Source organism: Pseudoxanthomonas sp. GW835-FHT14C01 (assembly GCF_058793715.1).
Window position 1 is genome coordinate 169,069 of the sequence record NZ_JBXAGB010000004.1, and the last position, 11,292, is coordinate 180,360.

Sequence of the window (11,292 nt, forward strand, 5' to 3'; positions counted from 1 at the left end):
GTCTGCGAAGTATAGGCGCAGGGGCCCCTCTCGCTAAACGGACGACCGTCTGCCCCGCATGAACGCCAGCATCGCTTCGAACACCGGCTGCAGGCGCACGGCCTCGTCGGTGAGTTCGTATTCCACGCGCGGGGGAACTTCTGCGTAGAGGGTACGGCGCACCAGGCCGTCGCGTTCCAGTTCACGCAGTTGCGCGGTCAGCATGTGCTGGGTCACACCGGGAATGGCGCGCCGCAATTCGTTGAAGCGATGCACGCGCTGGTGCAGCAGCCAGAGGATTTCCAGTTTCCATTTGCCACCGAAGATGGCGACGGCCTTCCTGATGTCGCCATGCACTTCATCGATGCTGTCGGCGATGCCGGCACATGCGTGCTCAGTATGGTTTTGCATACCTGGTACTCAAATGCATCCTTCTTGTTGGCACGACTATACGTCACTAGATTCTCGCGACGCGGTGGCAGTGACGTTATTGAGGCGATCGACATGCGGCCGCATCTCCTCCCCACAAGGCATACGCCCCATGAAGATCCTGCACCTCGATTCCAGTATCACCGGCGACGCGTCGGTCAGCCGCAAGCTGACCGCGGCGGTGGTCGAACGCCTGGTCGCGCTCGCGCCCGACGCGGACGTCACCTATCGCGACCTCGCCGCCCAGCCGCTGCCCCAAGCCTCCGGTCCCTTGCTGGCCGCGGCGGCAGGCGTCGATATGCCGGTGCAAGACAGCGCACTGCACGCGGACGTGTCCCTGGTGGGTCGCGTGCTGGACGAAGTGTTGGCCGCCGATGTCATCGTGATCGGCGCGCCGATGTACAACTTCAGCGTGCCCAGCCAGTTGAAGGCGTGGCTGGATGCGATTGCGGTGCCGGGCAGGACGTTCCGCTACGACGCGCAGGGCGCACACGGGTTGCTGGGAGAAAAGCGCGTGGTCATCGCCTCCGCGCGCGGCAACGTCTATGGCGTGGGCTCACCCGTCGCGGCGTATGACCATCACGAGTCCTATCTGCGCAGCTTCCTGGGCTTCTTGGGCGTGACCCGTATCGAGGTGGTCCGTGCCGAGGGCGTCAAGCTGAGCCCCGAACATGCGGACGTCGCCGTGGCCGGTGCGCTGGCACAGGCGGCCCAGCTGAAAGCCGCGTGATCCCTGTGCAGGGTGAGCGCGCGCGGCCGCCGGCCTGCGGGGTGACGCAGGCCGCGCCCGCCCTCCACGCACGCGGAGGGCGTGCGCTGACGGGCTAGAGCCCGCCCTACGCATCGCTGCCGCCCGCGACCGGATGGTGGGATACCGCGAGCAAGGCACTGTCCAGCGCGATCCGGACATGGGACTGCAACACCGGTGCCTGCTCGCAATGCGAGACGATCCGGTCCAGTAGGTGTGGCAAGGCGTGAGAACGGCGCGATGCGTGCGCGCTCCACACCTGGTGCTGGATCTCGTTGAGCCATTTGAGTGCGTTGGCTTGCGTCGCCGCATCCAGTGTGCCGTCGGACCAGATGCCGCGTCCGGCTAGCGTGAGTTCGAACCAGAGCCGGACGCAGAAATCCCGGGCCTGTGCTTCGTTGAGTCCAGTGACGCGTTCTCTCATGGTGTTGGTCATTCCTGGCGCGCGTCGTCCCTGTGGCTCCGGGCAGCGCCGCTGTAGGGGCAGAGGGTGTGCGATGGTGGGGCTGAGTTCGCCCTAGCGGCTGCGGGGCTTACACTCGGCGTCGGGAACATGCGGTGGACACGCACATGCATTGGCTTATCTACCTGGTACTGGCGGTGGGAATGGTGGGCGTGGTGATCGTCGATCTGGCGTCGGAACGCTGGGCGCGCGCCGGTGCCTCGCTGCTGGCGCTTGTGTGTCTCGGTGTCGCCGCCTGGAACCGTCGCGAGGACGAGAGGAAGCGGCGTGACGCCCAGTTGGGCGCCCGCAACCCGGATACGCCGCGCGCCTGAGCAGGTCGTAGGGTGGGCCTTGGCGCGCCTTGCAGGAATACGGAGGGCTCGCGCGGGCGCGGCGGGTCGGCCCGGCCTGGGGTGTACGATGCAGCACAGGGGAAGCCTGGCTCGTCGGGGTGCCGCGCATCGGTGCGACCGGGGGCCGCGACATTCAGACGCTCTGTGGAGATGCCCGATGAAGCACGCACTGCACGTACTGCTGTTGATGGTGGTCATGCTCGCGCCGACCCGCGCCCATGCCGACGACGCGCCGCCTTCGGTGCAGGCGCAAGTGATGCCGCTGCTGGACGAGATGATGGCGGCGGCCAATGCGCACGATACGGACCGGTTCATGGCGCTGTATGCGCGTGGCGATGCGCTCGTCGTCCAGTTCGACGATCAGACGCTGCGCGGGTGGCAAACGGTGCGGGACCAGCAGGACGAATGGTGGGCCGGCGGCACGTCCGACGCGGTGTACCGCTACCGCGCTGCGCCGGTGATCACGGTGATCGCGCCGGATGTGGTCAGCACGCTGCAGTCGATGGAGGTGGCCAGCACGATGCCCGATGGCAAGCAGGGCACGGTGCGGGTGGTGGCCACCTCGGTCTGGCGGAAGCTGCCGGAAGGGTGGCGCATCGTGGTGGCGCACGAGTCGTTGATTCAGTAGCGCACTGACCGGAGTAAGCGAGAAACGTACTCTGACCCCTGTTTTGCGGTCGGCCGGTCATGGGCGAACGGATAACGCGCGTCGTAGCACCGTAGGGTGGGCCCTGGCCCACCGTCCGGATCGTCGGCACCATCACATGGAAACGTACTCGATCCCTGTTTCTGCTCACCCCACCCTGTCGCTCTAGTTGCCCAGCGCCTTGAACAGCAGCAGCCAGACGAACCAGCCGATCATCATCAGGAATAGGGCTTCTACCGCGGCTTTCTTCTTATCGGCCATCAGGTAACCGGCGGCCAGGAAAATGACGATACCGGGCAGCAGGACGCACAGCACCTTGAGCACGAGCGGCAGGGTGTCGACGGGCTTGGCACCGGGGATGGGTGGGGGTGAGCGTCCCGGCGGGGTGTCGAAGCGCGCATCCTGGATGCCGCGCCCGATGAGTTCCTGCCGCGCCAGGTCGATGGCTTCCTCACCGTACTCGTCCGTCGTCGCCAGCGCGATGCGCATCAGGCGGTCGGATTCGTACTCGCGGTACTGCTGCCTGGCGGCGTCGGCATCGAAGTAGGTGGACATGCTCACTCCCTGATTGTTGTCCTGCGGTCGGATCAACTTGTGGGGCCTCTATGGCGCGGTGGTGGGGTTCGCAAGCTCACCCAACCTAGGGCCCTTGGCCGCGAACCAGCGACGGCTGGCCGGCAGCAGCAACATTACCCCTATGGCGATGCGCAGTATGCCGGCCAGACAAGCATGCCACTGCTCCATCGAAACGCCGCGCCAGAGCATGCGGATCAGGAAGAACGCGGCGAGTACCGTCGTGAACACCAGCCATACCCTGGCCCACTGCCAGCGCCGCCACAGCGCGAACATCATGGCCAGCGTGTAGATGCCGAGCGCTGCCATCGTTGGCAGGAACAGCTCGAACCTCGACATGGGCGTGCCGAACAGCGGGACAACCTCCAGCAGGTAGACGACCAGATACGTCGCCAGCGCCGCCATCATCGTCGGTGGCATGCGCACCGGGCGGGTGTCCACTTCCGCCAGCGTCGCCTTTGGAGCGTCATATGGATTGGGCACTTCACTCATGGCGCCGCGACTCCGGAGCGGACTTCATCGCCAGCGCTTCGGACAGCAGGGATTCGTAGAGCTGCAGTCGGATGCGCTTGAGGTTGCCGACCATCATGACGAAGTAGAACAGGATCAATCCGAAGCCGATGATCAGTTGCCAGTACGGCATGTCTAGTAGTTCGTCGCCGTTGCGGAAGAACAGGTACGCCGACACGAGCACCGGCAGTACACCTAGTCGCTCCAACCCGCCGGTGAACAGACCAATCTTTGCCGAGATTTGCGGCAGCATGAGCCGCGCCATGCGCTGATGCTCTTGCAGGTCCGACGCGGGGCGTTCGCTCAGCCACGCCAGAATCGTATGGAACTGTGGGAGATCGTGGTCGAGCTGGCTTACTTGATCTGCACGCCACGTCCACAGTGTCCAGCCCAGTAAGCCATAGGAACGGACCATGTCAGGCAGCAGCGCGAGCAGGAACACCGAGAAGCTGATCTGCGCCCACGTGACCATCCACGCGGCAGGCGTCATGAGGTGGACCAGTACGAACGGGATCAGCGAGAGCAAACCCGCGACGCCACCAATGATGTTGGCCAGGCGGTAGGGCGGCGGCGTATTGAGGATGGCAGAAGGGCCCTCCGGCACGGCGCGCAGTCGGCGGTCCAGTTCGGTGAAACTGAGTGTGTCCATGGCGCTCCCCAGGGCCGATGGGTCAGGACTATGCCATGACGAGATCTATCAGGCGGTGGCGCATCGTAGGGTGGGCCTTGGCCCACCGTTCAATGGTTGCGGATGGCGTGCGATGGCGGGTTTGAGCCCGCGCTACGGCGTCATGCGGTGACGGCGGCGGCGATGTGGTCGGCGGTGTCGGCGAGGTGGGTGAAGCAGTGGGCCAGGCCGGTGCGGGAGAGGACCAGGTCGTCGGGGTTGTCGGTTTCGGGGATGCTGAGTTGGGCCAGCAGGTGCAGGTGCTGGCGCAGGGCACTAGGGTGGCCTTGGCCCCTGTCTGGATCGCACCGCGACTATCGAGAAGGTGGGCTGACACTCACCCTATGGGTCTTCACGTCAGTCGTAGGGGTAGCTGTAGTCACGCCAATGGCAAAGCAGCGTACCTGCCTCCACGTGCGTACGGATCTCGCCCACCTTTCGCTTGTCGGCGGCGTACACCGTAACTTCCGTGGGACCCACTTCTGTAGCCTTCATGGTGTAGCCCATGGGCGTGCCATGAAGGGTGCCGTTGGTGGTGCGCAGCGCCACGTACGCAACGCCGTCCGGAAGGACACCTGAGTGCACGGTGTAGTCGTAGGTTCCGCCCACGCCTACGTAGCCAACGCCGACGACAGGCATGATCGACGTCATGACTTTGGTCTCCTTGCCGCATTGAGTCTGCGTGGCTTTTTCGCGCAGTTGCTCTGGCGTTAGCGGGGAAGAGAAATGCACCAGCTTCTTCACCTTGGCAAGCTGCTGCCCCACCATCACATCCGTGGGGCGATCGCGCAGCGTCGCACACGACGCCAGCCCCAAGACGGCCAATACCATCAACAGTATCCGCATCCGCTTGCTCCTATCGAGTCCAAGATTGCAGGGGTTCGCAAGCTCGCACGAACGTACCGCCTTGGCGTGCCGCTACCCCGTTTCAATGCACCATCCCCGTCTCGCGGACTATGCCACGGCGACGGACGATCAGGCAGTCACGGCGGCGATGATGTGGTCGGCGGTGTCGGCGAGGTGGGTGAAGCAGTGGGCCAGGCCGGTGCGGGAGAGGACCAGGTCGTCGGGGTTCTGGGTTTCGGGGATGCTGAGTTGGGCCAGCAGGTGCAGGTGGTGGCGCAGGGCCTGCAGTTCTTCGTGGGCTTCGATGGGCAGGTAGTAACCGGGGTCGCTGTGCTTTCCGTGCGTCATGGCGGGAATCCTTCCGCGTGCGTAGTACGTGGTGTGCTTGCGGGCGCGTCGTGCGCCCGCAAGGGTGTCGGGAGGGTCGAAAGCCATCGTAAGTTGGCCGGGCGTATTTCCCCGAAGGGTGTTCTATTCCGCCTCCCTCCCGACGTAGAGCAGATCGCGCCGGAAGCGCCCGATGTATTGGGCATAAGAAACCCACCTGTGTTGCCGGGGTGGGTGCCGCTTACGAAGGAGATTCGACGCTCATTGGAGGCGAGTTTGCAGAGGGGATGGCGGGGTGTCTATTTACATTTTTAGGCGGGATTAGCCTCGCCAACAGCGAGCGAATGAAATCTCCAACGCCCGCCATAAGCAGCACCTGTAGTCAGCTGCTTCTATCCCAGAAAGAAATAGAAACACCGTCGTGAGGCACAACCGACTCCGCGTGGCGTTTCAACCTCTCAACGAGCGTCACGATCAGCTCGCATGCGGGCACACCCTGACCTTGCAGCGCAGCGAACTCGCTCACCCTGTAATACAGATCCGAAATTTCGCTATCCAACCCCTTGGTCACCTTGGCCAATCTAGCTCTCACCGAGAATGGTTCAAAGAACAACGAGTGGCCATAGTCGTTACGCAAGGATCTTAGCGCTGCAATGTCAGCCTCGATGCCCATTCCTAACCAATGACTCTCTGGCCTTAGTCAGTGGCCCGACCCGTAGCGCTTCCAACGCGCCCTGCTTCTTAGTCGGAAAATACTCAGAGTCGATCTGGGTGAGCAGGCGATCAAGGGCAAACTTTCCTTGTGCCGGGGGATGCCGAAGTACATGATCTACTGCGGATACGATATGGGCGCGCACCAGTTCCGCAGAGGGCCTGTATGGCGACGTTTCATCTACCAGAGAAGGATGAGCACATCGATTTCGATCCTCCTGCAGCCGCTGCAAATCCACGTATTCAAGAGGCGAAAAGAATTCGAACTGATCACGCGCCAACTTAAGCAAATCGCGCTCAAATGCAAGCGCTGCTGATACGTCGTCACTTGCTCGTATTTTTTCTAGGCGCTCTGTTTGCTTTTCGGCCGCCGCATCCCCCGCGAGGGCAAGCTCACGAAGTTTCTCTATGAGATCAAAACAGACGGCTACCCAGGTAGCCACTACGGCGGATCGGAATGCATTTGCTCTATACCCACTGACCGCTTCGGCGATCAGTGACCTGGCGCGATCATCTCGGCAACGGAGGATCAATTCATCCAAGTCAGCTAGAGGTGTTGCCATGCCTTATCCGCACTTCGAATACCCACAGTTCAAACACGTCGCACACCCGTCCATGATGACGAGCGCCTTGGTGTTGCACTTGTGGCAGAGGGTCGCAGAGGGCGGGAAGCTGGCGCCATCGCCGGTCACGGCGATGTCCTCGGCGGCGCCCTGCGCGGGCGCGGCCGGTGCAACGGTCACACTTTCCGTTACGTCAGAGTTTTTTTTTGCGCGGTCTTCGTACTGCTTGCGCTTCTCGGCCAGGATGGCGCGCTGGTGCGCACTCATTTCCGGATCGTGGATCAGGCCGATCGACTTCATGTGCTCTTCCACGATGGCGCCCAGCTCCGCCACCAGCGACGGCATGTACACGCCACCGGCCTTGAAGTAACCCCCGCGCGGATCGAACACGGCCTTCATCTCGTCCACCAGGAACGTCACGTCGCCGCCCTTGCGGAACACCGCCGACATGATGCGCGTCAGCGCCACGATCCACTGGAAATGCTCCATGGACTTGCTGTTGACGAAGATCTCGAACGGACGGCGCAGCTCGTGCTCCGTGCCCGCGTTCAACACGATGTCGTTGATGGTCACGTACATGGCGTGCTCCACCAGCGGCGACTTGATCTTGTAGGTGCTGCCGATCAGGACTTCCGGGCGCTCGATGCGCTCGTGCATCTGGATGATGTTGTCCTGCGGGGTTTCCTTTTCCACCGTCTCGCGCGGCACCGACGCCACGGGGACGGCGGCCGCGGCTTCGCGCGCCTTGTCTTCCGGGGTGAGCACGCTGTAGCCCTTGATTTTCTTGTCGATCTTGACGGCCATGACGGGGGAATCCTGTGTGTGTCTTGTTATGGATGACGGGGTGGGCAAGCACTACCGGCCTGCCCCCACCCCAACCCTCCCCCGCACGCGGGGGAGGGGGCGGAGCACTTACTTACGGGCTGCTTTTTTCGCAGCTTTCTTCGGGGCTTTCTTGACGGCCTTCTTGACCGCTTTCTTCGGAGCGGCCTTCTTCGCCGCCTTCTTCACCGGTGCCTTCTTGGCCACCTTCTTCACTGCCTTCTTGGCGGCCTTCTTGACCGGCGCCTTCTTGGCGGCGGCCTTGCGGGCGACCTTCTTCACCGCCTTCTTGGCCGTGGCCTTCTTGGTAGCGGCCTTCTTCGTGGCCTTCTTGGCGGCCGACTTCTTGGTCGCCTTCTTCGCAGCCTTCTTGCCGGTCACCTTCTTCTGCAGGCTGGCCGCTTCGGCCTTGGCGGCGGTGCTGGCGGCGGCCAGCTTCTTCTTGGCCTTGGCGACGGTCTTCTTCACCGCCTTGGTCGCCTTGTCGGTGCGCTTGGCCACGGCCTTCTTCGCCTTGGCGAGGTCGGCGGTCACCGTCTTGCGCGCCTTCTTGGCCGCCTTCTTGGCCTTGGCGACCGTCTCGCTGGCGGTGGAAGCGACCGCTTCGCCGATCCCCGCCACTGTTTCCTTCACGCTTTCGGCTGCGCCGGAAAGCGTCGCCGTGACACCATTACCGTTGCTCATGTTGCCCTCCTTGTGGGCGAGGTTGGTTGACGCTGCCGATGCTATACCCGATGGCGCGGGGTGGAACGGTGAAGCCGGTGAATCGGTGGTTCAAGTTGCCGGGATGCACCCCTTCCCCCTCGTGCGGGGGAAGGCTGGGATGGGGGCTTTTCGCAAAGAGCTAAAACAACTCGCTGCGCTCGCTCCCCCCACCTGCCCTCCGGGCATCCTCCCCCGCAGGCGGGGGAGGCGTACCACTTTTCTTTCCTTGTCCTGGAGTCGCCCCTTCCCCCGCATGCGGGGGAAGGCGGGGATGGGGGGCGCTTTTCGCTGAGAGCAAAAGCAGCTCGCTGCGCTCGCTCCCCCCCACCTGCCCTCCGGGCATCCTCCCCCGCAGGCGGGGGAGGCGTACCACTTTTCTTTCCTTGTCCTGGAGTAGCCCCTTCCCCCGCATGCGGGGGAAGGTTGGGATGGGAGCGCTTTTCGCTGAGAGCAAAAGCAGCTCGCTGCGCTCGCCCCCCCACCTGCCCTCCGGGCCTCCTCCCCCGCACGCGGGGGAGGAGAGCCGTCAGAACTTGCCGTAGTAGCCTTCCTTCAACGCATCGAACAGGTTGGCGGCGGTGTGCATCTCGCCGTCGTACTCGATCTGCTCGTTGCCCTTGACCTCGATGACGTTGCCGTCTTCCAGCTCGAAGCGGTAGGTGGTGTTCTCCAGGTCGGCTTCCTTCACCAGCACGCCCTGGAAGGCAGCCGGGTTGAAGCGGAACGTGGTGCAGCCCTTCAAGCCCTGCTGGTGGGCGTAGCGGTAGATGTCCTTGAACTGCTCGTACGGGTAGTCCGTCGGCACGTTGGCGGTCTTGGAGATGGAGCTGTCCACCCACTTCTGCGCGGCGGCCTGCACGTCGACGTGCTCCTTGGGGGAGATGTCGTCGGCGGCGATGAAGTACTCCGGCAACTTCGCGTCGGCGTCGTCGGAGAACGGCATGGCCTTCGGGTTGACCAGTTCGCGGTAGGCCAGCAGCTCGTAGGAATAGACGTCGACCTTTTCCTTCGACTTCTTGCCCTCGCGGATCACGTTGCGGCTGTAGTGGTGCGCGAACGAGGGCTCGATGCCGTTGGAGGCGTTGTTGGCCAGCGACAGGCTGATGGTGCCGGTGGGCGCGATGGAGCTGTGGTGGGTGAAGCGGCTGCCGACTTCGGCCAGCTCGTCCACCAATTCCGGCGCCACCGTGGCCACGCGCTGCATGTAGCGGCTGTACTTGGCGTGCAGCACCTTGCCGGGGATCTCCTGGCCGACCTTCCAGCCGTCCTTCGCCATTTCCGGGCGCTGGCGCAGCATGGCGGCGGTGACGGCAAAGCGCTCTTCCATGATCGGGGCGGCGCCCTTCTCCTTGGCCAGCGCCAGGCCCATTTCCCAGCCGGCCACGGCCATCTCGCGGGCGATCGCCTCGGTGAACTCGCAGGACTCGGCGCTGCCGTACTTGTGCTTGAGCATGGTCAGCGTGCTGCCCAGGCCCAGGAAGCCCATGCCGTGGCGGCGCTTGCGCAGGATCTCCTGGCGCTGCTGTTCCAGCGGCAGGCCGTTCACTTCGACCACGTTGTCGAGCATGCGGGTGAACACGCGCACGACTTCCTTGTATTCCTCCCAGTCGAAACGCGCTTGGTCGGTGAAGGGGTCGCGCACGAAGGTGGTCAGGTTGACCGAGCCCAGCAGGCAGGCGCCGTACGGCGGCAGCGGCTGCTCACCGCAGGGATTGGTCGCGCGGATCGTCTCGCACCACCAGTTGTTGTTCATCTCGTTGACGCGGTCGATCAGGATGAAGCCCGGCTCGGCGTAGTCGTAGGTGGAGACCATGATCATGTCCCACAGATGACGGGCACGGATGTGGCCGTAGATCTTGCAGGCCACCAGGCCGTCGTCGCGGACGATGTAGTTCTTGTGGGTGGGCCACTCGCGCCAGACGACCTGGGCGGCGTCTTCCACGTCGATGTCGCCCTTCTCCTTGATGTTCACCGGGAACACCAGCGGCCAGTCGGCGTCGGTGTCGACCGCTTCCATGAAGCCGTCGGTGATCAGCAGCGACAGGTTGAACTGGCGCAGGCGGCCGTCTTCGCGCTTGGCGCGGATGAAGTCCTTGACGTCCGGGTGGGAGATTTCGAACGTGCCCATCTGCGCGCCGCGGCGGCCGCCGGCGGAGGACACGGTGAAGCACATCTTGTCGTAGATATCCATGAAGGACATCGGGCCGGACGTGTACGCGCCGGCGCCGGCGACGAAGGCGCCCTTCGGGCGCAGCGTGCTGAACTCGTAGCCGATGCCGCAGCCGGCCTTCAGGGTGAGGCCGGCTTCGTGGACCTTGTCCAGGATGCCGTCCATCGAGTCCTCGATGGTGCCGGACACGGTGCAGTTGATCGTGCTGGTGGCCGGCTTGTGCTGCTGCGCGCCGGCGTTGGAGGTGATGCGGCCGGCCGGGATGGCGCCACGGCGCAGCGCCCACACGAAGCGCTCGTACCAGTAGGCGCGCTTCTCGGGGGTGGCTTCCGCGTCGGCCAGGGCGCGGGCCACGCGCTGGTAGGTGCCGTCGATGTCGGCGTCGAGGGCCTCGCCCTGCTTGGTCTTCAGCCGGTACTTCTTGTCCCAGATGTCCTGGGACGCGGGCTGCATGGGGATCAGGGTGGGCTGTTCCGTCTTGATCGCCTCGAGGCGCACCGTACTCATGGTTGTGTTGTTCTCCTGAACGACTGGAACTACGTATGGCGGTGGTGGCGGGCAGGCCGTGGCCCACCCCGGTATTTCATTGCGGCCCCGGAGGACAGGGACGGCACCGCGGGCGGACGCACGGGATGCGCCGCACCGGTTGCCGGATTGTGGACGTGGGCCCTGCCGTTGCCGTGGTGCCCACTGCTTCCCTCGACCTCATGCGCCAATCCCCGAAGGCGCCCGAATTCCCAAGGCGTGTTGCCCTAAAAACACCAGCACTTGGGTCCGCTTCGTGCTGGACCGCAACAT

The 11,292-nt window shown here is 64.0% G+C and carries 16 protein-coding genes; 3 read left to right on the top strand and 13 right to left on the bottom strand.

Annotated elements, in window-relative coordinates; all coding sequences use genetic code 11:
• Nucleotides 1-33 precede the first annotated feature (33 nt).
• The gene (locus tag AC1Q5B_RS18635) at nt 34-390 is read right to left on the bottom strand and encodes a winged helix-turn-helix transcriptional regulator (RefSeq protein WP_492632941.1); all 357 of its coding nucleotides are present in this window, start codon (nt 388-390) and stop codon (nt 34-36) included.
• A 130-nt stretch (nt 391-520) separates the two neighbouring features.
• Between AC1Q5B_RS18635 and AC1Q5B_RS18640 the strand changes: the two genes are divergently transcribed.
• Nucleotides 521-1,138, top strand: a complete 618-nt coding sequence (locus AC1Q5B_RS18640; protein WP_492632942.1) for an FMN-dependent NADH-azoreductase — start codon at nt 521-523, stop codon at nt 1,136-1,138.
• Nucleotides 1,139-1,244: 106 nt separating this feature from the next.
• Here AC1Q5B_RS18640 and AC1Q5B_RS18645 read toward each other — a convergent pair whose 3' ends face one another.
• The gene (locus tag AC1Q5B_RS18645; RefSeq protein WP_492632943.1) at nt 1,245-1,592 is read right to left on the bottom strand and encodes a hypothetical protein; all 348 of its coding nucleotides are present in this window, start codon (nt 1,590-1,592) and stop codon (nt 1,245-1,247) included.
• Between the two features lie 134 nt (nt 1,593-1,726).
• Here AC1Q5B_RS18645 and AC1Q5B_RS18650 point away from each other — a divergent pair, with 134 nt between their 5' ends.
• On the top strand, nt 1,727-1,933 hold the full coding sequence (locus AC1Q5B_RS18650; RefSeq protein WP_492632944.1) for a hypothetical protein: 207 nt from the start codon (nt 1,727-1,729) through the stop codon (nt 1,931-1,933).
• 178 nt (nt 1,934-2,111) lie between these two features.
• Complete coding sequence (locus tag AC1Q5B_RS18655; protein ID WP_492632945.1) at nt 2,112-2,582, top strand: YybH family protein; 471 nt, start codon at nt 2,112-2,114, stop codon at nt 2,580-2,582.
• Nucleotides 2,583-2,765: 183 nt separating this feature from the next.
• Here the strand turns inward: AC1Q5B_RS18655 and AC1Q5B_RS18660 are convergent, their stop codons facing one another.
• The 11 genes from AC1Q5B_RS18660 to AC1Q5B_RS18710 all read right to left on the bottom strand — a co-directional run bounded on the left by AC1Q5B_RS18660 (nt 2,766) and on the right by AC1Q5B_RS18710 (nt 11,001).
• A complete protein-coding gene (locus AC1Q5B_RS18660; protein WP_492632946.1) occupies nt 2,766-3,155 on the bottom strand; it encodes a hypothetical protein in 390 nt (129 codons plus the stop codon).
• 48 nt (nt 3,156-3,203) lie between these two features.
• Complete coding sequence (locus tag AC1Q5B_RS18665; protein ID WP_492632947.1) at nt 3,204-3,665, bottom strand: hypothetical protein; 462 nt, start codon at nt 3,663-3,665, stop codon at nt 3,204-3,206.
• Nucleotides 3,658-4,332, bottom strand: a complete 675-nt coding sequence (locus AC1Q5B_RS18670; protein WP_492632948.1) for a hypothetical protein — start codon at nt 4,330-4,332, stop codon at nt 3,658-3,660. Before AC1Q5B_RS18670 ends, AC1Q5B_RS18665 begins: the two co-directional genes overlap by 8 nt.
• A 140-nt stretch (nt 4,333-4,472) precedes the next feature.
• Nucleotides 4,473-4,622: an XAC0095 family protein gene (locus AC1Q5B_RS18675; RefSeq protein WP_492633067.1), complete on the bottom strand. Its 150-nt coding sequence runs from the start codon at nt 4,620-4,622 to the stop codon at nt 4,473-4,475.
• An 85-nt stretch (nt 4,623-4,707) separates the two neighbouring features.
• On the bottom strand, nt 4,708-5,181 hold the full coding sequence (locus tag AC1Q5B_RS18680; RefSeq protein ID WP_492632949.1) for a hypothetical protein: 474 nt from the start codon (nt 5,179-5,181) through the stop codon (nt 4,708-4,710).
• Between the two features lie 144 nt (nt 5,182-5,325).
• Nucleotides 5,326-5,544, bottom strand: a complete 219-nt coding sequence (locus tag AC1Q5B_RS18685) for an XAC0095 family protein (protein WP_492632950.1) — start codon at nt 5,542-5,544, stop codon at nt 5,326-5,328.
• Between the two features lie 361 nt (nt 5,545-5,905).
• Complete coding sequence (locus AC1Q5B_RS18690) at nt 5,906-6,103, bottom strand: hypothetical protein (protein ID WP_492632951.1); 198 nt, start codon at nt 6,101-6,103, stop codon at nt 5,906-5,908.
• 76 nt (nt 6,104-6,179) lie between these two features.
• Nucleotides 6,180-6,797, bottom strand: a complete 618-nt coding sequence (locus AC1Q5B_RS18695; RefSeq protein WP_492632952.1) for a hypothetical protein — start codon at nt 6,795-6,797, stop codon at nt 6,180-6,182.
• A 3-nt stretch (nt 6,798-6,800) separates the two neighbouring features.
• Nucleotides 6,801-7,601 (bottom strand): TSCPD domain-containing protein, encoded by an 801-nt coding sequence (locus AC1Q5B_RS18700; RefSeq protein ID WP_492632953.1) that lies wholly within the window; start codon nt 7,599-7,601, stop codon nt 6,801-6,803.
• A gap of 108 nt (nt 7,602-7,709) precedes the next feature.
• Nucleotides 7,710-8,303: a hypothetical protein gene (locus AC1Q5B_RS18705; protein ID WP_492632954.1), complete on the bottom strand. Its 594-nt coding sequence runs from the start codon at nt 8,301-8,303 to the stop codon at nt 7,710-7,712.
• Nucleotides 8,304-8,850: 547 nt separating this feature from the next.
• A complete protein-coding gene (locus AC1Q5B_RS18710) occupies nt 8,851-11,001 on the bottom strand; it encodes an adenosylcobalamin-dependent ribonucleoside-diphosphate reductase (RefSeq protein WP_492632955.1) in 2,151 nt (716 codons plus the stop codon).
• Nucleotides 11,002-11,292: the final 291 nt, after the last annotated feature.